The sequence below is a fragment of the Parvibaculum sp. genome (assembly GCF_039680535.1).
GTDB lineage: Bacteria > Pseudomonadota > Alphaproteobacteria > Parvibaculales > Parvibaculaceae > Parvibaculum.
In genome coordinates this window covers 387,689-409,694 of sequence record NZ_JBDKSS010000013.1, presented here as the reverse complement: position 1 = coordinate 409,694, position 22,006 = coordinate 387,689, and the positions used below count along the sequence as shown (strand labels likewise).

General features: G+C 62.4%; 19 protein-coding genes. 4 read left to right on the top strand and 15 right to left on the bottom strand.

Annotation, left to right across the window (positions count from 1 at the left end; translation table 11 throughout):
- The first annotated feature begins 1 nt into the window (after position 1).
- The gene (locus ABFC66_RS08945; protein WP_346740604.1) at positions 2-1,420 is read left to right on the top strand and encodes a glutamate synthase subunit beta; all 1,419 of its coding nucleotides are present in this window, start codon (positions 2-4) and stop codon (positions 1,418-1,420) included.
- 64 nt (positions 1,421-1,484) lie between these two features.
- Here the strand turns inward: ABFC66_RS08945 and ABFC66_RS08940 are convergent, their stop codons facing one another.
- From ABFC66_RS08940 to ABFC66_RS08900, 9 genes are all read right to left on the bottom strand, one after another.
- Positions 1,485-1,862 carry a hypothetical protein gene (locus ABFC66_RS08940; protein ID WP_346740603.1) on the bottom strand — a complete coding sequence of 126 codons (378 nt, stop codon included), beginning with the start codon at positions 1,860-1,862 and terminating at the stop codon, positions 1,485-1,487.
- A gap of 10 nt (positions 1,863-1,872) precedes the next feature.
- Positions 1,873-3,327, bottom strand: a complete 1,455-nt coding sequence (locus ABFC66_RS08935) for an MBOAT family protein (RefSeq protein ID WP_346740602.1) — start codon at positions 3,325-3,327, stop codon at positions 1,873-1,875.
- Positions 3,328-3,472: 145 nt separating this feature from the next.
- Entirely contained in the window at positions 3,473-6,103 is a 2,631-nt protein-coding gene (locus tag ABFC66_RS08930) for an autotransporter domain-containing protein (protein ID WP_346740601.1), read from the bottom strand.
- Between the two features lie 124 nt (positions 6,104-6,227).
- On the bottom strand, positions 6,228-7,460 hold the full coding sequence (locus ABFC66_RS08925; RefSeq protein ID WP_346740600.1) for a GDSL-type esterase/lipase family protein: 1,233 nt from the start codon (positions 7,458-7,460) through the stop codon (positions 6,228-6,230).
- Positions 7,447-8,424, bottom strand: coding sequence for a DUF459 domain-containing protein (locus ABFC66_RS08920; protein ID WP_346740599.1), 978 nt, complete (start codon positions 8,422-8,424; stop codon positions 7,447-7,449). The genes ABFC66_RS08925 and ABFC66_RS08920 overlap by 14 nt, the downstream gene beginning before the upstream one ends.
- A gap of 152 nt (positions 8,425-8,576) precedes the next feature.
- Complete coding sequence (locus ABFC66_RS08915) at positions 8,577-9,992, bottom strand: VWA domain-containing protein (protein ID WP_346740598.1); 1,416 nt, start codon at positions 9,990-9,992, stop codon at positions 8,577-8,579.
- Positions 9,993-10,006: 14 nt separating this feature from the next.
- Positions 10,007-10,945: a MoxR family ATPase gene (locus ABFC66_RS08910; protein ID WP_346740914.1), complete on the bottom strand. Its 939-nt coding sequence runs from the start codon at positions 10,943-10,945 to the stop codon at positions 10,007-10,009.
- Between the two features lie 158 nt (positions 10,946-11,103).
- Complete coding sequence (locus tag ABFC66_RS08905) at positions 11,104-12,240, bottom strand: aromatic ring-hydroxylating dioxygenase subunit alpha (RefSeq protein ID WP_346740597.1); 1,137 nt, start codon at positions 12,238-12,240, stop codon at positions 11,104-11,106.
- A gap of 73 nt (positions 12,241-12,313) precedes the next feature.
- Positions 12,314-13,012, bottom strand: a complete 699-nt coding sequence (locus tag ABFC66_RS08900) for a TetR family transcriptional regulator (RefSeq protein WP_346740596.1) — start codon at positions 13,010-13,012, stop codon at positions 12,314-12,316.
- 109 nt (positions 13,013-13,121) lie between these two features.
- On the opposite strand from ABFC66_RS08900, the gene ABFC66_RS08895 reads away from it, so the two are divergent.
- The 3 genes from ABFC66_RS08895 to ABFC66_RS08885 are packed head-to-tail and all read left to right on the top strand — an operon-like array spanning position 13,122 to position 16,341.
- Positions 13,122-15,200, top strand: a complete 2,079-nt coding sequence (locus tag ABFC66_RS08895; RefSeq protein WP_346740595.1) for a 3-hydroxyacyl-CoA dehydrogenase NAD-binding domain-containing protein — start codon at positions 13,122-13,124, stop codon at positions 15,198-15,200.
- A gap of 58 nt (positions 15,201-15,258) precedes the next feature.
- A complete protein-coding gene (locus ABFC66_RS08890) occupies positions 15,259-15,627 on the top strand; it encodes a limonene-1,2-epoxide hydrolase family protein (RefSeq protein WP_346740594.1) in 369 nt (122 codons plus the stop codon).
- 18 nt (positions 15,628-15,645) lie between these two features.
- Positions 15,646-16,341, top strand: a complete 696-nt coding sequence (locus ABFC66_RS08885) for a glutathione S-transferase family protein (protein WP_346740593.1) — start codon at positions 15,646-15,648, stop codon at positions 16,339-16,341.
- Here ABFC66_RS08885 and ABFC66_RS08880 read toward each other — a convergent pair.
- The 6 genes from ABFC66_RS08880 to ABFC66_RS08855 form a co-directional block, all read right to left on the bottom strand.
- Positions 16,323-16,628, bottom strand: coding sequence for a hypothetical protein (locus tag ABFC66_RS08880; protein ID WP_346740592.1), 306 nt, complete (start codon positions 16,626-16,628; stop codon positions 16,323-16,325). The two genes, ABFC66_RS08885 and ABFC66_RS08880, sit on opposite strands and share 19 nt — an antisense overlap.
- Positions 16,625-17,938 carry a hypothetical protein gene (locus ABFC66_RS08875; RefSeq protein ID WP_346740591.1) on the bottom strand — a complete coding sequence of 438 codons (1,314 nt, stop codon included), beginning with the start codon at positions 17,936-17,938 and terminating at the stop codon, positions 16,625-16,627. The genes ABFC66_RS08880 and ABFC66_RS08875 overlap by 4 nt, the downstream gene beginning before the upstream one ends.
- Before the next feature lie 76 nt (positions 17,939-18,014).
- Positions 18,015-18,809 carry an ABC transporter permease gene (locus ABFC66_RS08870; RefSeq protein ID WP_346740590.1) on the bottom strand — a complete coding sequence of 265 codons (795 nt, stop codon included), beginning with the start codon at positions 18,807-18,809 and terminating at the stop codon, positions 18,015-18,017.
- A 10-nt stretch (positions 18,810-18,819) separates the two neighbouring features.
- Complete coding sequence (locus ABFC66_RS08865) at positions 18,820-19,725, bottom strand: ABC transporter permease (protein ID WP_346740589.1); 906 nt, start codon at positions 19,723-19,725, stop codon at positions 18,820-18,822.
- A 29-nt stretch (positions 19,726-19,754) separates the two neighbouring features.
- Positions 19,755-20,909 carry an ABC transporter substrate-binding protein gene (locus ABFC66_RS08860; RefSeq protein WP_346740588.1) on the bottom strand — a complete coding sequence of 385 codons (1,155 nt, stop codon included), beginning with the start codon at positions 20,907-20,909 and terminating at the stop codon, positions 19,755-19,757.
- 28 nt (positions 20,910-20,937) lie between these two features.
- The gene (locus ABFC66_RS08855; RefSeq protein ID WP_346740587.1) at positions 20,938-21,999 is read right to left on the bottom strand and encodes an ABC transporter ATP-binding protein; all 1,062 of its coding nucleotides are present in this window, start codon (positions 21,997-21,999) and stop codon (positions 20,938-20,940) included.
- Positions 22,000-22,006: the final 7 nt, after the last annotated feature.

Sequence of the window (22,006 nt, the reverse complement as noted above, 5' to 3'; positions counted from 1 at the left end):
CGTGGGAAAGATCACAGGATTCCTGGAAATCGACCGGCAGGATCGCAAGTACCTTCCGGCCGCGGACCGTGTCCGCAACTACAATGAGTTCGTGATTCCGCTGGGCGAGAGCGCCACGCGGGATCAGGCCTCGCGCTGCATGGATTGCGGCATTCCCTACTGCCACAATGGCTGCCCGGTGAATAACCAGATCCCCGACTGGAACGATCTGGTCTATCACGGCGAGTGGCAGGAGGCCTGCCGCAACCTGCACACGACGAACAACTTCCCGGAGTTCACCGGCCGCATCTGCCCCGCTCCCTGCGAGGCATCCTGCACGCTGAACCTTCAGGAAGCGCCCGTCACGATCAAGACCATCGAATGCGCCATCGTCGACCGCGGCTGGACCGAAGGCTGGATCGTGCCGGAGGCACCGAAGCGCAAGACCGGCAAGAAGGTCGCGGTCGTGGGCTCCGGCCCCGCGGGCCTCGCCTGCGCTCAGCAGCTCGCCCGTGCCGGCCATGACGTCCATGTCTTCGAGAAGAACGCGAAGGCCGGCGGCCTACTCCGCTACGGCATTCCCGACTTCAAGATGGAAAAGCACCTGATCGACCGTCGCGTCGCCCAGATGGAAGCCGAGGGCGCGACCTTCCACTATGGCGCCCATATCGGCGTGACGCAGAAGGCCGCCGATCTCGTCGACGATTTCGACGCCGTCGTGCTGACCGGCGGCTCCGAGAAGCCCCGCGATCTTCCGGTCGAAGGCCGCGACCTTCGCGGCGTTCACTTCGCGATGGAATTCCTGCCGCAGCAGAACCGCCGCGTGTCGGACGAACCGCTCCTCAATGCCGAGCCCATCCTTGCCGAGGGCAAGCATGTCATCGTCATCGGTGGCGGCGACACGGGCTCCGACTGCATCGGCACCTCGCTCCGTCAGGGCGCCGTCTCGGTGACGCAGCTTGAAATCATGCCTGCGCCGCCCGAGAAGGAAAACAAGCTGCTCACCTGGCCCGACTGGCCGCTCAAGATGCGCACCTCGTCGAGCCAGGCCGAAGGCGCTGTCCGCGATTTCGCCGTGATGACGAAGCGCATTATCGGCGAAGCCGGTCAGGTGACTGCGATCGAATGCATGCGTCTCGACGACAAGATGCAGGCGATCCCCGGCAGCGAGTTCGAACTCAAGGCCGACCTCGTGCTGCTGGCGATGGGCTTCGTCCATCCGGTGCATGAAGGCATGCTGACGGAACTCGCCATCGACCTCGACAAGCGCGGCAACGTCGCCGCCGACACGGCGACCTACAAGACCGCCAAGGACAAGATCTTCTCGGCTGGCGACATGCGCCGCGGCCAGTCGCTCGTCGTCTGGGCGATCCGCGAAGGCCGTCAGGCTGCGCGCGAAGTCGATCTTTTCCTGATGGGCGAGACGACGCTTCCCCGCTGAAGACGGCGGATAGACGCAAAATCAAAAGGTCCTGCCGAATTCGGCGGGGCCTTTCCTTTTGCGGTCAGCCCTTCGCGTCACCAAAGGCACCGCGCAATTCGACCGAGCTGTCGCGCAACTCGCTCCAGGCCGCACCGCGCAACCTTTCCACGAAAGTGCGAATGGCCGCCACTGGCGCCGAGAGGCCGTTCTTCTCCGCCTGTTCGTTCCAGGTCGCAGCCAGGGCAACCGCCGCATCCTGAACCGGGCCGACACCGAATCCATTCACCACCGTAACGAGCTGGCCGCTGCTGAAAAGAAGCAGCATGGCGAGGGCGATCCACATGGCGCGCGCGAACCTAGCGACGCTGCGCCGCGTCGTCTCCTCACGCTCCAGATCGGCGATACGCACCGTCTCCAGCCTGTCGTCGTCGGTCGTCGTGCCGTCGAGAAGATCGAGCATGACCGCTTCCTCAGAACTGGAAATAGATGAAAGGCGCAACGCCATCCGGCGCCACGGCCCAGATGATCAGAATGCCCGCCCCAAGCAGCAGCCCGAGCAGCGGCGAAGGAAGAGCCCGGATTGCCAGCGCCAGTTCGCGCCCCAATCCCCTCGGGGTGAACTGGAAGACCATTCCCAGCGCAATGAGCCCGACAAGGAACGGCGTCACATGATCATGGCTTCCCGTCCAGTCTGCCAGGCCCTTGAGATAGTCCTGCGCGGTGGCGAAGCTGCCGGCACGAAAGAATATCCAGGCGAAGCAGACGAAATGGAATGTCCAGAAAACGCCGACCGCACGCTGCGCAAAATTTCCGAGCCGGGAGAGAACAGGCACATCTTCATCGGCCTGAGGCGGCGCCAGTTCGTCGAGCTTGGCGCGGACGAAGCGCTCGATGCCGAGCATCGCGCCGTGAAGCGCGCCCCAGATCACGAATGTCCATGCCGCGCCGTGCCAGATGCCGCCAAGAAACATGGTGAGGAAGAGATTGCGATAGGTCTTCGCTTCGCTACCCCTGCTACCGCCCAGCGGAATGTAGAGATAGTCGCGCAGCCAGCTCGATAGCGAGATGTGCCAGCGCCGCCAGAAGTCCTGAAGGCTCGACGCGCGGTAGGGCTGATCGAAATTCTCGCGGAACCGGTAGCCAAGCAGCGCCGCGACACCGATGGCGATGTCGCTATAGCCCGAGAAGTCGCAATAGATCTGCACGGCGTAGCCATACATGCCGACGAGCAGATCGAGCGCGCCCACCGCCGTCGGGTCGAAGAAGATCGGGTCGACGAGTTCCGTCGCCAGATAGTTGGCAATGACCATCTTCTTGGCGAGGCCGGTCAGAACGAGCACGGTGCCCACCGCGATATGCTCCCGCGTCAGCCGGGCCGGCGCATGGAGCTGCGGAATGAAATCGGCCGCGCGCACGATGGGCCCGGCGACGAGCTGCGGAAAGAAGGATTTGAAGAGCATCACATCGAGCAGCGACTTCTCGACCGCGATATGACCGCGATAGACGTCGACGACGTAAGAAATGCCCTGGAAGGTGAAGAAGGAAATGCCGATCGGAAGAATGATCTCGAGAAACGGCAGATCGCGATGCAACCCCAGCGCCGTCAGAAGCTCGTCAAGCGAGGTGAGGAAGAAGCCGTAATATTTGAAGAACGCCAGCACGCCGAGATCGACGGCGACGGTCATGCCGACGATGAATTTGCGAAACCCGACACGCTTCGTACCGCCGAGCGCAAGACCGCCCAGATAATTGATGAGCGTCGTCGCAAAGAGAAGGCCGGTGAACCGCCAGTCCCACCACCCGTAGAAGACGTAACTTGCCGCGACGAGGAAATATTTGCGCCAGAGAGGAGTCGCGCGCAGGCCCCATCCGACCGTGAAGACGATCAGAAAGAAGATCCCGAACTCGAGGGTCGGAAACAGCATGCCCGCCAGCGCCCAATTTTGCCCCACACGCCGCCTGGCGTCGGACTAGACGCGCCGCCGGTTGAGGCCGGCGGCGCGTCCCAATATTGGACAGTGTCGATGAAATCTCAACGACAGGCTGAACTCATGGTTAATGCCCGCGCCATCAGAACTTCATGACGAAGGTTGCCGTCGCCTGATGCGAGGACAGCTTGGAGCCGAGCTGTCCCGTGTAGTCGAGATTGAGCCGCGCATAGCCGCTTCCAATGCCGAGCCCCGCGCCTGCGAAAGGAATGTCCTTGTCCAGAGGATCGCCTTGCAGCGCGAAGGCGCCGCCGGCGACGAAGTGACCGTCCGCCACAGGCGTCGCATCAAGAAATTCGTGCGTAACGCCGCCACGCAGATAGGGTGCAACACCGCCAAGTTTTCCGCTGGCGCGCAGCTCCGCCGTCGTTCGGAGCGACTGGAAATTATTCGCGTCGACGGCGAGATCGACACCCTCTCCGCCGCCCTCTTCCGTGTAGGAGGCCTGGCGCAGGAAGGTGTAGGACGCACCGAGCGAAGGCCGGATCGAAACGGGGCCGAGCGCCAGATTGTAACCCACCTGCGTCGCCAGTCCCGCCTGATAGCCCATCCAGTCCGCGTGAGGATTGCGCGTGACATTGCCAGCCGTCACCTGCCTGTAGCCCTTGTAACTGTCGAGGCCGAGGCTCCCCATTGCGTTCCAGTAGAAAGGCCCGCGGTTCAGCGCGTGATAAAGCTGGAAGAGATAGGCCTGGTTGACGTTGTCTTGCTCCGGATCGCCCGCGCCATATTGCATGGCTGAATAGGTGAATGAAGCGCCCCAGATATCGCCCTCGCGATCGCCGGCATCGTAACCAACGGCGAGAGCGTAAAGCGTGCCGTCATATGCTGCCGATTTCTCGCCAGCGGCTCCCGTCTCGGCCGACACTGCTTCCTGCGCCCAGAGCCCGGTGTTCCGGTGGCGGCGATATCCCCTGGTCTCGTCGCCCTGCTCGTCGCTCCGCAGCAGGTCGAGGCGGCTCGATACGATACCCGACGAAGTATCCTGGACCCGCCGCGCCTGTTCCTCGCGCGCGCCGCTCAGATCGGGCAGCAGTTCCGCATAGAGCTTCCGGATCGCGGCAACTGTCGAGAGATTACCGACCGCCGCGCCAAACTCGTCATCTGCCGCGAATGCTGTCGGCGCGACCTCGTATATGGCCGCCGCATTGCCGGTAATGCCAAGTGCCGTTGCCGTCTTGCGTGAGAGCGTGATGTAAAGTCCGTTTCCGGTCGTGCTCAGCACCGCGTTGTAGCCCGCGCTCACCCCGCCGACGACGAGATCGTCCACGCCACCAGCCGAGAGGGAGAGCGCCCCCGCGTCGACCAGATTGATGGTCTTCGTGGTGTTCAGATAAGAGGAAAACGTGACATCGACTGTCGCGCCCGCCGCGAAGCTCGTCGTGCCAGTCGTCGTCAGCAACGCGCTCGTACTGGCGATGGAGTCATAGGCAACAGCGAAAATCGAGTCGCTCCCAAAGGACGCGGTCGTCGCGTAATAGCCGGAGCCCCCGCTGCGGAACGTCGCGTCCTGGACGTCCAGCGTGCCCGCCGCCCCCACATTCGTTCCGCCCGTGAATTCGGCGCCGCCGGACAATGTCATGTCGAGGCTGCCGCCCGAAGCGACATCGATATTTCCGGTGATCGCGCCATCATCTGAACTTATGGTCGATGCGCCGCTGCCGAGATAGATATCGCCGATGATCGTGCCGCTATTGGTCAGCGAGAACGCCGATGTCGATGTCGAGACGTCGATTGCCGTCGCGCTGCCATCGGTCGCCACCGCTCTGATGGTGCCGGAATTGTCGATGCTCGAAAGCGTGCCCGAGGCATCGATGATCGCCACCGCATCTCCAACGGTATTCGCCAGCGCCTCGATGGTGCCCGAGTTCTTGATGCTGTTCAGCGTGCCGCCCGCCTCAACCGAAACGGCCACGGCCTTGCCGCCCGTCGTGCCGAGCGTTATCGCCGAAAGCTTTCCCTGATTGGCGATTGTATCGACAATGCCGCCCGATCCGATGCCGATGCCGGTCGCATCCGCATCAATCGCTCGGGAGAGAATGACTGAGCTTGTGCCCGCGTTGGAAATGCCGCCCGACAGATTGGTTGTGTGGCCGCTGGCAGCCTCGACACGAATCGCCGTTGTCGCTTCGCCCGAATTGCTTCCGTAAGTGTAGATATATCCGGCGTTATAGAGGCCGTAGGCTTTCGCGTCCGCGCCGACATTGCCAACGGTAATATCCGCGGGGCTCGCCGCAGACGTGCCGATGAAGATCGTGTTGTTGCCATAGGTGACAATAGTGGAGCTTGCGGCGTTGGAAATTCCTCCGCCAACACTCTGATGAACCTCGATGGCGGGTCCGCCGATCAGGCCGTCATCCGCAGTGTCCGACGATGCCGCCGTGCCCGTGGCGATCGTACCCTTATTCGCAATGGAACCGCTGGTCGCGGACGTGACGCTGACGCCAATTCCGCCCGCCTTCACCGCCGTGGTCGATCCCTCATTGGAGAAGGAATTGTTGCTGTCGATCGTGACCGCCGTACCGGTTCCGACCGCGAGCGTTCCCGTCACCGTTATGTTGCCACCTTCCGAAGTCTTCTGTGGCGTGGTCGACGATGTAATCGTCGTGTCGGCGTTGGCAATCCCGCTCCAAAGGGAAAGCGGAAGAATGAACGCGCAAAGCTTTGCTGCGCGGCGCTGCGTACGCCGCACATGAACGACCGATTGGAACAAGGTGAACGACCCCCCAGTGAGTAATTGACCCAACTCAAACGGGAGGAAAAATGAAATCCGTCGCCATGGACGAAGAACAAACGGCAGAGCGATGCACTTTCGCACAACCGTTTGAAACTTCCGTTTAGCGTGGGCTGCATATTCTCTTGGACGAAGGCATTAATGCCGCCAACAACGCGGCGCCCGCGCGGCGCGCTCCATCCGTACGAAGATGAACGCGATCCGGCCATGCAAGAGGCGGCGTTGCGCTGGCCCAGCGCGAAATTCCGCACGCTCCATTCATAATGTGCGATTGATCGAAATAGAAAGCGCCGTGTTCGGCAGCGACGGACTTCTGCACGTCACGCAGGAGCGCCAGCTTTGGCGGCGTGGTCCAGCTGCCGCCGCAGGCCGCAGACGCTCCGGGCTGCGCCTTGCGTGCGCCGTCGAGGGGACCGAGCAACGCGATGGATGCATCTGGAGACAGGCGTTTCAAACGTGTGATCAATGCCGCGAGCTTCACCTCATAGGCGCGAAGATCAAGCCGGTCGTTGAATCCTTCATTCGTTCCGTAGCCGAGAATGATGAGGTCGGGCTTGAGTGCGGCAATTTCGGCATCCACGACGCTCCGGTCCCAATGATCGACAACATCGAGCGTCGCTCCACTGATGCCATAGCTGTCGTAACGGATGCCCGCATGTCCGGTGATGAGCGCCCAGCCGAGAAGCGTCACCGCTCCATCGCCCGCAGGGCGAACCTCCACGCGATGCGCCGATACGGCCGGCACATGAATGCGCACCAGGCCCGGCTGGGGCCTTTTCGTGGAAAAGGTCTGTGCGGTCGCACCATCGAATGACACCAGCAACGAACCGGACGAGGGCCCGCCCATTGCGTCGATCTCGACCGCGTCGAACTTGCCGGAATCCCTTTCGATCGAAGTTCGGGCCGTGGGGCTTTCCGCTGAAATTCGATAGCCCGAAATGCCGAACGGTCCATGCGCATCGGCCCTGAGGCTCGACGCCACCGTCCACGCGCCCGTCATCGCAACCTTGTAGCCTTGCGGCGCGTAATAGCGATAGGAATTGCCCGGCGGCAGGCCCCGCCCCGCATCGCCATAGGCTCGCGCCCAACTGCCCCGCAAGACGCCCGTCATGTGATCGAGCGCGATGTGGCTGTCGCCGAGATGGAGAATGCTGACGGTCTGCCGCTTCCCCTGCGCCAGATCGTGGAGAGCGGCGTGAAAGTCCGAGAGACCCGCCGGTGCCGGCGGCTCGGCGCAATGCGGTTCGGCGGCGCAGGCGGACACAAGGACAAGCAGCGCGCCCAGCGCGAACCTCGCGCCGCGCAGGGCGAACTTCAGGCGATCACCGCGAGCCACCGGTCCAACGCCAATCATCGCTGCGGCCGGTCCGGATTTCGGCAATCCTGCCCTCCGGCTCGCGGGCAACCGTGCCACGCAGCTCCCCGCTGCCCGTGCTTGTCATGACTGCGGCGGAAACCGCCGTCGACGTCGCCTGCTGTGCCACAAGGCCCTGATCGGCATCCTCGCGGATGACGCCGGCGACGTCTCGCGCGAGAAGCTCGTAGCCGTCCATCGTGAAATGAATGCCGTCCTCGGTACGTAGCTGCCGCTTCTTGCCTGCGGCGTCGGTGCCATAGGCCTGGTAGTTGCCGTCCTTGTCGGCGGCAAGCTGATGCATGGGGACAAAGGCGACGCCATTGGCCTTGGCGCGCTCCTCGAAAATCGAGGATATTGTCTCCATATCCGCCTCGAAGCCGGGGCTCCTCATGACCGGCAGACCCAGCCAATAGATGCGGGCGCCAGCCGTCTTGAGCGTCGCGGTGAAATCATCGACGCGAGCCGCATATATCTCGCGCCATTTGGGTTCGAACAGCGCATGGCGCTCGCGGCCCTCGACGATCGTCTGCCGGTCATTGGTGCCCATGATGACCACGGCGATGTCGATCTTCGTATCCGTCGCCGCCTTACGCACGGCATCGCTCCAGTCGTAGTAATCCCTGCGCACGAAGCCCGTGGCGACGCGCGACTTGCGAATGACGCTGAAGCGCTTGTCCTTGTGGAACACGTGATAGAGCCCCGCCCAGACGCCGTCGCCGAGGGAATCTCCGAAGATCACGATGTTGTAATGGGCCTGCTCCGCGTCCGCCTCGGCCTTTGCGGCCTCTTCCTGGCGCATGGGAACGGTCAGCGCCGCGCTTGTGACAGACGTTTCCGCCGGCGGCTCAGGCGTGACGGGGCGCGGCTCCGCTCGCGCGGGCAACGCAAGGCCCGCGCCGAGCATCAGCGCGAGACAACAGCCCCTGACGATGGAAGGCGCCACCCTTTGCCCCCGATGCACAAACGCCCATGACGCGGGTACCGCAAGGCCCCGCGTCCGGGAATTGGAAAGATGGATACCCCCTGCAGGCCCCATGCCCATTCAGGGCACTGAACTATGCCCCAAAACGAGACAATCCGTCCAGAAGGACGGACTCAGGCGGCGTGGCGCAGAAGTTCGGAAATGACCCGCTCCAGATCCTTGAGCGAGGCGCAGGTCTTGGCCGTATCGCAATAGGGCGCGAGGCGCTTCATCTCGCTGTCGCCGGAGTTCCATAGCGACCGGGGCTCCGGGTTCAGCCAGATGACCCGGCGGGCGCGTGCATGAATCTTCTTCAGAATGTCGCCGCGCGGATTGCCGTAGTTCGAGCGGGCATCGCCGAGAATGAGGACGGTCGTGCGGTGATCCACGTCGTCGAGCGCCAGACGTTCGAAATCAAGGAAGGCCTGGCCGTAGTCGGTCGAACCGCCGCCATGTTCCATCAGCGCGCGGGCAAGCGCCTTTTCGATATCGCGTTCGCGCTCGAACAGCTCCGTCGTCTCGCCAAGCTGCCCCGAAAATGCGAAGGAGCGCACACGCGGCAGCACTTCCTGAAGGCTGTAGAGAAACATCAGGAGAAAACGCGCCACTTGCGCCACCGAGCCGGAGACGTCGCAGATCGCCACGACCTTGGGCCGGTCGATCTTCTGCTGCTTCCAGATGGTATGAAAGAACAGCCCGTCGAATTCGACATTGGCGCGGATGGTGCGGCGCATGTCGAGCTGGCCGCGCCGCTCCACCTTCCTGCGGCGCGAATGAAGCGCGACGAGGCGTTTGGCCATTTTCGCAACGAGCGTCCGCATGACTTTCATGTCGCTGCGGTCGACATTGCTGAGGCGCACTTGGGAGAGCACTTCCTCGCGCAATTGCCGCCCTGCATTGGCTGTGAAGATTTCAAGCTGCTTCTCCACATAGTCGCGCACCTGCTCGCGCAGCGCGTCGCGCGCCGCACTCAACCGCTCCGCGCCGGCGGGATCGCTGCTCTCGCGCCGCTCGATCTCGTCGTTCAGCGCGTCGAGCCCCATGATCTCCATCATGCGGCGCGTATACATGCCCCGCTGCGTGAAAAGCCTGATGCGGTTGAGCTGCGCCTGACGTGCGGCTTCGGCAAGCGCCATTTGCAGCGCGGCCTGATCGCCACCTTCGAGCATGGCGACGAGGTCTTGCGGCGCAGGCGCTCCACCCGAAGGCTGGCCTTCCGTGCCGCCACCGCCCGGCCCCGGCATTCCGCCCGAACCGTTTTGCGTCTCGCCGGCATTTGGCTCGCGTTCCGCATCGCCCTGCTGCTCTGCAGTGGCCTCTGACTTCGCCTTGAATTGATCGAAGGCGAAGTAGCGGTCGAACGTGTCGCGGAAAGCCTGCTTCTCGTCCTCGGTCTTCGCCAGCACCTGACTCAACGCATGGCGCAAAATCTCGCGCTCGCCAAGCCCGACGAGATCGACCACGCGCCCGGCATCGATCGACTCCGAGGTCGAAACCCGGACGTCCGCCGCTCTGAGCGCGCGTATGAAATCGCCGAGGACTTCGGTCATGCGAGTCCGCTTTCTTACTGCGCGGCCTGAAGCGCCTTGGTCGTCAGCGCATTGATTTCGGAATCGACATTCTCGATGTCGTCCTGGAACTTCAGCAGCACGTTGAGCGTGTCGCGCACGAGTTCGGCATCGAGTTCGCGCGCATGAAGCAGAACCAGCGTGCGCGCCCAGTCGATCGTTTCGCTCACGGCCGGCAGCTTCTTGAGGTCGAGCGTGCGAAGCCCCTGCACGAAGGCGACGAGCTGCTTGCGCAGGCGCTCCTCAACCTCGGGCACACGGGCGCTGATGATGCGCTGCTCAAGCTCCGTATCCGGGAACGGAATGTAGAGATGCAGGCAGCGCCGCTTCAGCGCGTCGCCGATCTCGCGCGAATTGTTCGAGGTCAGGAAGACGATGGGCGTCGTCCGCGCCTTGATCGTGCCAAGCTCGGGAATCGAGATCTGATAGTCGGAGAGAATTTCGAGCAGAAAGGCTTCGAACTCGTCATCCGACTTGTCGAGTTCATCGATGAGAAGCACCGCGCCACCCGGCTGCCACAAGGCCTTCAGCAGCGGACGCGGCTCCAGAAATTCCTCATTGAAGAACGTGTCGTCGAACTCGTGCAGACGCGAGATGGACTCTTTCAGCCCCTGCGCGCCGGACATGAGGTCGCCGAGCTTCTCCTTCAGCACCTGCGTATAGAGAAGCTGCTTGCCGTATTTCCACTCGTAGAGAGCCTTCGCCTCGTCGAGGCCTTCGTAGCACTGCAGCCGGATGAGCGGCTTGCCGAGAAGCTCCGCCGTCGCCTTGGCGAGTTCGGTCTTGCCGACGCCAGGAGGGCCCTCGACGAGCAGCGGCTTCTGCAGCCGCTCTGCAAGAAAGATCGAGGTCGCGATCTGGTTGTTGCAGATATAGCCGCTGCGCTCGAAGCCCTGCCGGATGGAAGCGATCTGCGACGGCGCATCGCCGTTCACGTCTGGAACTGCCTTGTTCAACACTGTCCAGGGGGTTAAAGCGCCCCCTTCCCTGTTTGCGTTTCCTGTTGGCAGCGAGACTACCACAAGGCGACAAAGCAAGGACAAGCCGAAAGCATGCAACCCGTCCTGCGCGAACGGCTGACGCGAGGGAAGGCTCAGCCGCGCGCCAGTTGATCGAGAAGCCATATCTGATGCTGATGGATCGCGGCTTCCAGATGACTCAACCGCGCAGGGCCCGCCGTTCGGCTCTTCAGCCCCTTCGTCGCCCCCTCACAAGCGGCGATGTCTTCGGTATGAACGGCGAAGGTCGCCTGTCGGAAGATATCCTTCAGCACTTCGACATCGGGCACATCGAGCGATTTCGGATGGACGAGCAGATAGGCCGTGAGCTTGAACTCTTCGACGCTCCGGATCTCCATGCGGTAGTAGATGAGCGAGTCCGCCAGCACCGCGAATATATGCGCAGGGAACACATTGAAGACCGAGAATCCGCGCCGCGCCTTGTCGGGGATGCCATCGAGCGGCGGGAACAGCGTTGCCGAAAGCTCGTCTCCTTTATGCGGAATGCGAAGCACCGCATAGGGCCCCACCGCCGGATCGATCGTCGTGTCCGCGCCTGGATAGTCGCGCTCGAAGGTCTCGGGGTGGATGGCGAAGTGGTGATAGGCCTCCATGAAATTGTCGACCAGCGTCTTCCAGTTGAAAGCCTGATCGAATTCCACGCGGCCAACGATCTCCATCTCGTCCATCTTCCAGGGTGCCAATTCCTGCGCGAGCGGCTGCAGTTGGGGTTCCAGAGTCGCGGCCTTGCCATCGAGATTGACGAAGATGATGCCCTGCCAGACTTCGCAACCGAAATTGGGCAATGAGCAATTCCTGCGATCGAAGTCAGCCGCCTCGTCCATGAGCGGCGCTGCCATCAGCGATCCGTCGAGCGCATAGGTCCATTTGTGATAGGGGCATGAGAAGGTGCCTGTATTGCCTGCGCCCTCCACCACCGTCATCCAGCGATGGCGGCAGACGGCAGAAAGGGCGCGCACCGCGCCGTCGCGCCCGCGCACGATGACGAGAGGCTCGCCCGCGAGATCGAAGCGGAAATAATCACCCGGATTGGGAATTTCCGCGACATGACCGACCGAATACCAGTTGCGGCGGATAACGCGCTCCATCTCGGCCGCGAAGATTTCCGGCGACGTGTAGAACTCGGGCGGCAGCGTCGAGGCTTCCGCAAGCGGCTTCACAACCGCGGCACGCGCGGCCCGCAGCGCCTCCTCGATATTCTTTGACCTCATGGCTCCCTCCCATTATTTCGACCGATCGGTCGAAATAATGGGAGGGCCAACCCGAGCTGTCAATGGAGGCTGTTCATGCCTGACCTTCGAAGGCCGCGGCCTCGCGCCGCACGGCGTCCAGACTCATGCGCGGCGCCAGCACGCCCCGGACGAGCAGCGACGCCACTTCCTCCGCGGTCGCCGCAATGCGGGTCGCGTCCTGCCGTTCAGCCCATGTGACCGAATATTCGGTCGCCGCGATCATTGCCTTCGCCACCATGTCCCTGTCGCAGGCGCGGAATTCTCCAGCGTCCATCCCCCGCTTCAGCCGCGCCATGATCCAGGCGACGAGCTTGTTCCGATCCGCCCAGAAGGCCGCCATCTGCGGATCATTCAGGTCGCCGTGATGGATGAGCCATGTGCAGTCGTAGGGCGCGGCGCAGAGCTGCGCGACGTCGAAGCGCAGGTAGAGATAGAGCCGGGCCGCCTCGGACAGCACCGCCCGCCCAAGCCGCCTCTGCATGACCAGCGCGGGCGTCAGCACCCCCTCGATCATTGCGTGGACGATCTCTTCCTTTGATCCGAAATAGTAATAGAGCGAGGCTTTCTGAAACCCCGCCTCCGCCGCGATTTCGCGCACCGATGCCCCGGCAATGCCCTTGGCCCGGAAAAGCCGCGCGGCGGCCTCCAGGATGTCGCGCCGCGCGTCGTCCGAAGGTGGTGCGGCATTGGCCCTTGGGCGGCCTGCGCCACTCCGGGGTTTACCCTGTGCATTTTCTAACGTCCCGCTCACAACCAATCCCACCCTTGCCGCTTTATCCCCCCGCCATTGGGCTATAGGGTACCACATCCAAAAATCTGCTCGCAGAAGCAACCACCAGAAACGTCTCAGGGAGAGCCCCATGACAGCCATCAACGAAGTCGGCGATCTGACCATCGAGGGAGATGTCGGCGTCCTGACGCTGAATTCCCCGCCCGTGAACGCGCTCTCGGCGCCCGTCCGCACGGCCATCAATGACGGCATCAAGGCGGCGATCGAGAACCCCGCCGTCAAGGCCATCGTGCTGATCTGCGACGGCCGGACCTTCATCGCCGGCGCCGACATCACCGAATTCGGCAAGGCCCCCTCGGGTCCGAGCCTCTTCGACGCGCAGGCCATGATCGAGAATGCGCCGAAGCCCGTCATCGCCGCGATCCACGGCACGGCGCTCGGCGGCGGCCTCGAAGTCGCGCTGACCTGCCATTACCGCGTCGCCGTTCCTTCGGCGAAATGCGGCCTGCCGGAAGTCAATCTCGGCCTGCTGCCGGGCGCGGGCGGCACGCAGCGCCTGCCCCGCATCGTCGGCGCCGAAAAGGCGCTCGAAATGATGACGGCGGGCAGCCATGTCGGCGCCAAGGCCTGCAAGGAAATGGGCCTCGTCGACGAGCTGGTCGAGGAAGGCAAGCTCCGTGAAGGCGCCATCGCCTTTGCGAACAAGATCGTCGCCGAGAAGCGCCCGCTGAAGAAGGTGCGCGACCTCAACGACAAGGTCGCGGCGGATCGCGGCCATCCCGAAATCTTCGCGAATTTCCGCAAGGCGAATGCCCGCAAGTTCCGCGGCTTCCTCGCGCCGGAATACAACATCCAGTGCATCGAAGCGGCCGTGAACCTGCCCTTCGACGATGGCATCAAGGTCGAGCAGAAGCTCTTCCGTGAACTCATCACCGGCACGCAGTCAGCCGCGCAGCGCTATGTCTTCTTCGCCGAGCGTCAGGTCTGGAAGCTGCCGGACGTCCCCGCCGACACGCCCACGATCCCCGTTGCCAAGGTCGGCGTCATCGGCGCCGGCACGATGGGCGGCGGCATCTCGATGAACTTCCTCAATGCGGGCGTTCCCGTCACCATCGTCGAGACGAAGCAGGAAGCGCTCGATCGCGGCATCGCCACGATCCGCAAGAATTACGAGAACACGGCGAAAAAGGGCCGCCTGACACAGGAAGACGTCGAGAAGCGCATGGCGCTCCTCACCGGCACGCTCTCGCTCGAAGCGCTCGCCGATGTCGACCTTGTGATCGAAGCCGTCTTCGAGAACATGGACATCAAGAAAGATGTGTTCGCCAAGCTCGACGGCATCGTCAAGCAGGGAGCGATCCTCGCCTCGAACACTTCCTACCTCAATGTCGACGAGATCGCCTCGGCAACGAAACGTCCGGAATCCGTCATCGGCCTCCACTTCTTCTCGCCCGCGAACGTCATGAAGCTTCTCGAAGTCGTGCGCGGCGACAAGACCTCGAAGCCCGTCATCGCGACCTCGATGCAGATCGCCAAGAAGATCGGCAAGATCGCGGCCCTCGTCGGCGTCTGCCCCGGCTTCGTCGGCAACCGCATGCTGTCGCAGCGCCAGCGCGAAGCGCAGAAGCTCATCCTCGAAGGCGCGATGCCATGGGATGTGGACCGCGTTCTCTATGACTTCGGCTTCCCCATGGGCCCGTTCGCCATGTCGGATCTCGCCGGCCTCGACATCGGCTGGTCGAAGGAGAAGTCGACCGGCTCGACCATCCGCGAAGTGCTCTGCGAGATGGATCGCCGCGGCCAGAAGACGGGCTCCGGCTTCTACGACTATGACGAGAACCGCAATGCGAAGCCGTCGCCCGTCGTCGAGAAGATCATTCTCGATTTCGCCGCGAAGCAGGGCATCAACCGCAGGACGATTTCCGATCAGGAGATCCTTGAGCGTTGCGTCTATCCGATGATCAATGAAGGCGCGAAGATCCTCGAAGAGGGCAAGGCCATCCGCGCGTCCGACATCGATATCGTCTGGATCAACGGTTATGGCTGGCCGGTCTATCGCGGCGGCCCGATGTTCTATGGCGACACCGTCGGCCTCGACAAGGTGCTGGCGAAGATGAAGGAATTCCAGGCGCAGATGGGCGACGACTTCAAGCCCGCCGCCCTTCTGGAAAAGCTCGTCGCCGAAGGCAAGAAGTTCCAGAGCCTCTAAAGGCCAACACAACAGCGGGGCGGCTCAGGCCGCCCCGTTTTCGTTTCGGGAGGGACACATGAACAGACACGAAGAACTCATCCGCAATTTCGTCGACGCATGGCCAAGCCTCGACGTCGATGCCATCGTCGATTACTTCGCCGAAGACGGCATCTATCACAACATGATGATCGACCCTGTGCAGGGGCGCGCGGGCCTCACCGCCTTCATCGGCGCCTTCCTCAATGGATGGAGCGACGTGAAGTGGGACATTCTCAACATCGCCTCGGCGGGCAATCTCGTCTTTGCCGAGCGCGTCGATCATTTCAAGGTCGGCGGCAAGCCGGTAGACCTTCCCTGCTGCGGCGTCTTTGAAATCGAGAACGGCAAGATCAAGGCCTGGCGCGACTATTTCGACATGGGCACCTACATGAAGGCGCTCGCCTGAGACGCGAAGGAAAAGACCATGACCATTCTGCTTCATGAACTCGTCAACAAGGACGGCCGTGCGCTCAGCCCCTTCGTCTGGCGCATCAAATATGCGCTGGCGCATAAGAACCTCGCCTATGAAACTGCGCCTGTCGGCTTCATCGGCATCCCGAAGCTCTGCGGCGGCAAATTCAAGACCGTGCCGATCATCGAGGATGGCGAGACGACCGTCTGCGACAGCTGGGCGATTGCCGACTATCTCGACAAGGCTCATGCGGATCGTCCTCTCTTCTCCTCTCCGCAGGAACGCGCGATGGTGAAATTCTTCGACGGCTGGTTCGGCCTCGAAGTGATGAACCGCATGTTCCAGATTTGCGTGCTCGACATCCATGATCACGCGCGCCCCGAGGATCAGCCCTATTTCCGCGAGAGCCGCGAAAAGCGCCTCGGCGGAAAAACGCTGGAGCAATTCACCGAAGGCCGCGAGCAGAAGCTCCCGGAACTGCGCCACGCTATGCGTCCGATGCGTGCGGCGCTCGCCAATGCACCGTTCCTCGGCGGCGATCAGCCGAATTACGCGGACTATATTGCGCTCGGCGGCTTCCTCTGGGCCGGCGCGATCTGCACACTGCCCATTCTGGAAAAGACCGATCCGCTCAACGACTGGCTTGCCCGTGGCTTCGATCTCTATGGCGGTCTCGGCCAAGTTCCGCTCTATCCGCTGGCGGCCTGAGCCTCGGTCACCAGGCTTTGTGCGATAAGGGCGAGGTCGGCATCCACCTCGCCCACCAGCCTGATCTCACAGAGCCATGAGCCGGTTGGAACCGGCGTCAGTTCCCCGGTCTCGGCGTCGGCCACGCCCGGTGCCGTCTCGGGATAGGGCAACCGGACTCGGGCTTCGTCGAAACGATCGAGCCCCCACGCAAATGGGCGGCCCTTTCCTGCACTCGCATCGACAAGTGCCGCATGAAGTTCGCCCGCGCTCGCTCCACGAAGGAGATAGGTGTTGATCGCGCTCATGCCGTCACCGCCCATGCCTGCGCTTCGGACTGATCCATTGCCCGGCAGATTTGAATTTGTTCAAGCACCGAATTGAGGTAGTTGCCCGCCAGCGACGAACCAAGTCGTAGCGCCGCGAGGCCGGTCGGCAGCGTAATCGCGCCGATGCTCGCGGCATTTCCTGCTCCGTCGGCGACATATCCGCCCGCCGCTCCCCATTTGAAGATGAGCGGCTTCCGGCCGAGCGCAATCGGCGCGCTCAGTGCCGTGTCCGTCTGCGTCACGCCGCCGGCGACGACCAGCAGCGCGGGCCTGTCGGACGCATTGGCATAGGCGCGGACGAGATTGTTCGTCGTGCCGTCGCTCAACTCGAAAAGCGTCCGGCTCACACCATGTCCGGTGCTGCCCCAGTTCGGGATGACAAGCCCCGCGCCACCTCCCGCCAGACCGGCAGCGTTGAACCAGTCCATATTCGTCGCCTGCACGTCGCTGGCATAGCGCGTCCCCTTTACGCGCAATCGGGGGCCAGGATAGGGCCCTGCGATCATGTGGGGCCACGAAAACGAGGCAGTGCCTGTCAGCGTCGCGTCAGCCGCCGTCGCGGAAAGCGAGGTGTTGAAGCAGGGATTGATATAAAGGTCTCCACGCGTATTGGTGCCGTTGTTCTGGATCACCAGACCAACGCGCCATCTGTCGCCCAAATCGTAGAAGAACGGCGTGCCGTTGCCGGTACCGAAATGGTAAGCGCCTGTGGACGTATTGACGGCGCAGCTGCGCGACTGCGTGGTGCCGCCAAAGAGCCGGAAGGTGACGCTCCGCATCACGGTATTTTCAGAGTCTTTCTTCAGATCGACCCACATGGCGTAGCTCGCCGCGTTGGCGGCGATGCTTCCTGTTCCGAGCAGTTGCTCGGTCGCCGAGGAGCTGTCATCGGCTACGGCGCAGAAATCGCCATCAGCGAAAATGACAGGCGTATTCTGTTTTGCCCATGTTGCGGTGTCGTCGAGATTGTCCGGCGAGCCCCAGCAATTTGTGACCTGCCCGCCAATATAGGCGCCGACGCCCGCAAGGGTTGCGAGCGCGTTGGGCGCGAATGTCCGATAGATTCCAGTCGCGTCGGCAAGGAGGTGCGAGGACGAGCGGACTGTCGCCGCGAAGCTGTCGAGTGCGACATCGCTCCCGCCACGCGCGAATTTTCCTCTGAAGAAATCGGCCGCGAACGCCGCCTTCGGATGCCACCAGCCGGTCCTGGTCTGGAAACGGCCTTCATCGGGCGCGTAGCTCGCCCCCCATTGAACCGGAATATCGCTCGATCTTGCCGCCACCGCCACAGCCGGTCTCCTTTCGCCAATTGCCTGATCTGCAATATGCGCGAAGCGGCGGAAGCGGGGATAAGTTCGGACGGGACTACTTCACCATCGGTCCGGCCTGGTTCGTCAGCTTGTAGGCAAGAAGAACCGGCAGGAAGGTCAGCGCCATCACGAAGAGCACGACCACGTTGACTTCGGGCAGGCGCTGTCCGAGGCGGATCGCGCCGAAGATCCAGAGCGGCAGTGTGTTCTGCGCGCCCGCCGTGAACGTCGTGACGATCACTTCGTCGAAGGAAAGCGCGAAGGCAAGCAGCGCACCCGCAACGAGCGAGGTCGAGATCATCGGCAGCGTGATGCGGCGGAAGGTCTGCCAGGCATCGGCGCCGAGGTCCATCGACGCTTCCTCGAGCGAGCGCGGTACACGGCGCAGCCGCGCGATGACGTTGTTGTAGACGATCACGATGCAGAAGGTGGCGTGGCCGATCACGATCGTCCAGAAGGAGAGCCCGAGCCCCCAGAAGACAAAGAACGAATTCAGCGCCATGCCGGTGATGATGCCCGGCAGAGCGATCGGCAGCACGACCATGAACGACACCGTTTCCTTGCCGAAGAATTCGAAGCGGTGGACGGCAAAGGCTGCCGCGGAGCCGAGGAAGACCGCGACCGAGGTCGAAAGCACACCCGCCTTGAACGAGAGCGCAAGCGCTGTCCTGATCTCCTGATTTTCCCACGCCGACGCAAACCAGCGCAGCGACAGACCGGAGATTGGCCAGGTCTGAATGTTCGAGGCATTGAACGCGTAGACGAAGATCAGAGCGATCGGCAGGAAGAGAAAGGCCAGCACGAAAACGACCCATGCCGCGAGAGCGATTCTTGCGAGTTTCGTTTCCATGCGCCTCTCCTCACATCACGTCGAATGCGCCGCTGCGCCGCGCAGCCATGAGATAAAGCCCCATGACAAGGAGCGGAATCGACGCATATGCGGCCGCGAACGGCACGTTGTTGGCGATGCCGACATTCGCATAGACGACATTGCCGATGAAATCCGATCCGGGTCCGCCGACAAGAACCGGCGTGATGTAGTCGCCGAGCGTCAGCGAGAAACTGAAGATCGAGCCCGCAACCACACCCGGCATGGAAAGCGGCAGGATCACCTTGAAGAAGGTGCGCCATGCCTTCGCGCCCAGATCCTGCGAGGCCTCGAACAGTGAATAGGGGATTCGTTCCAGCGCCGCATAGATCGGCATGATCACGAAGGGCAGCCAGATATAGGAAAAGACGACCCACATCGCCCAGTTGGTATAGCCGATCTCAATGCTCTGAAAACCAAGCCCGTGCAGAACCCAGTTGATCACGCCGTCATGCGCGAAGATGAGACGCCACGCATAGACGCGCGCGAGATAGCTCGACCAGAGCGGAACGAGCACCAGCGTGAAGAGCGCCACGCGCTGCCGCTGGCTCGCAAGCCGCACCATGTAATAGGCGAAGGGAAAAGCGAGGACGATATCGGTAATGGTCACCGCCGCCGCCATGAATATCGTTCGAACGGCGATCAGCCGATAGGTTTCGCTGCCGAGAATTGCCTGGAAGTTCGACAGCGTCCATGTGCGGTCGATCTCGCCGGTAAAGCTGTCGGTCGTCCAGAAGGCCGAGATGAACAGCGCCGCCAGCGCCGCGATGTAGATCAGAAGAAACCAGCCAAGCGGCGGTGCGAGCAGAAGCCCGGCACCGAGGCCGGGCTTCCGCCACAAAGCTACAGAAAGGCGACGGGCCGCCCCGGAGAGCACCGCCGAAAGGCGGCCCGTCATAGGCACAGTCACAGTATGTGGACGGTCGTTCAACCCTTGACCTCTTGCCACTTACGCTGCCAGACGCTGTAGTCCGTGCAGGTCTTGGAACCGTCGCTGCAGGTCGTCTGCGGAGTCTTCCAGAACTTGATCTTCTTGATATACGTCGTCGCCTCGTCGAGGTGATAACGGGCGCAGGAGCCCTTGTCGGCCTTGTCCATCTCCTCGCAGGCCTTCAGGTTCGCCGGCGTCTCGCCGAAGTAGAGCGCCTGCTGCGCCTGCACGGCGGGCGTCGAGACATAAGCCATGAACTTGTAGGCGCAGTTCGGATGCTTCGTCTTGGCCGACAGCATCCAGCTATCCGCCCAGCCCGTTGCACCCTCGGCCGGAAGGGTGTCGGCCACCTTCGCGCCCGCGGCCTTCAGCGTGATCGTCTGATAGGGCCAGGCCGCGCCGATGACGACGTCGCCATTCTTGAAGAGCTCGATTTCATCCGAAGCGAGCGCCCAGTACTTCTTCACCAGCGTGCGCTGCTGCTTCAGAAGCACGACAACGGCGTCGAGCTGCTTCTCGGTGAGCTCGTAGGGATCTTTGATGCCGAGGCTCGGGTCCTTCACCGAGAGATAGAGCGCCGCGTCGGCAATCTGGATCGGATTGTCGGGAACGGTCACCTTGCCCTTGTACTGCTCGTCATAGATCGCGCTCCAGCTCGTCGGCGCGGAAGCGATCTTGTCGGTGTTGTAGAGCAGGACGTTCGGGCCCCATTCATAGGACAGGCCGTAATGGATGCCGTTCACCGTGTTGTGCGCCGGCGCCTTCAGGTCCGGCACGAAGTTCTCGAAGTCCGGAATGAGCTTGACGTCGATCGGCTGCACGGTGCCGCCATAGATGAGGCGAAGGCTCGCGTCGCCGGAGGCCGAGACGAGATCATATTCGCCGCCGCCGCCCTGGCGCATCAGCGTGACCATCTCGTCGGACGAACCGGCATACTTGCGGTTGACGATGCAGCCCGTCTCCTTCTCGAAAGGTTTGATCCACGAGTCTTCGGCGTAGCCTTCCCAGGCGACGATGTTGAGAGCGCCCTCGCCCTTGCCGATGGTCTGCGGATAGTTCGGCGCTACCGGCGCGGCGAATGCCGAGGCGGAAAACGCGATCGCCGTGCCGAGGCTGATGCCCGCGGCCAATGTCCGTGTCAATTTCATCATCTTGCAGCCCTCCATTCCTGAAACGATTTCACTGAAGCTCGAACAGATTGTCCGGACGCCACGCCACTTGAACGGTCGTGCCCGCCGCGTCACGGAAGCGGGCTGTAGTACGGTCGAAATTCTGACGCACGGCGGTCACTTCCGTGCCGTCGGCCAGCGCAACCACATAGCGCGTGAACATGCCGACATAGATCGCTTCGAGAATGCGCCCTTCCTCGACGTGAAGGCCGGCCTCGTCGAAGAGCTGGCCAAGCGGCGCGATGCGAATCTTTTCCGGCCGGAGCACGAAGCGCTTGCCCTGGCGGTGAAGAATATTCGACGTGCCGACGAAACCCGCGATGAAGGCATCGGCCGGCTTCTCGTAGACCTCGGTCGGTGTGCCGATCTGCACGATGCGCCCATGATTGAAGATCGCGATGCGATCGCTCATGGTCAGCGCCTCTTCCTGATCATGCGTCACATAGAGGAAGGTGATCTTGACCTCCGCCTGAATGCGCTTCAACTCGGACTGCATCTCCTGACGCAGCTTGAGGTCGAGCGCGCCGAGCGGTTCGTCGAGCAGCAGCACTTTCGGGCGATTGACGATCGCGCGGGCAAGGCCGACGCGCTGGCGCTGGCCGCCGGAGAGTTCGGCGGGTTTGCGCTCACCGAAATTCTGAAGCCGGACCATGCGAAGCGCTTCGGTCACGCGCTCCCTGCATTCGTCCTTGGGCACGCCCTTTGTTTGCAGTCCGTAGGCGACATTTTCCGCAACGCTCATATGCGGGAAAAGCGCGTAGTCCTGAAAGACGGTGTTGATGTCGCGATCATAAGGCGGAAGCCCGGTGACGTCTGCGCCGTTCAATTCGATGAGTCCCTGATCGGGCTTTTCGAAACCGGCGATGAGACGCAGCGTCGTCGTCTTGCCGGAGCCCGAAGGCCCGAGCAAGGTGTAGAATTCGCCGCGCCGCACTTCGAGATCGACATGCTCGACGGCGACAACATCACGATACTTTTTCTTTACAGCCGAAAGCCGGACGATCACCGGCTCCTCGGCGGAGCCAGCCTCTTCCGTTACAGCTTGCTGCGGCACGATCCCGTTCAACGGCATACCTCTC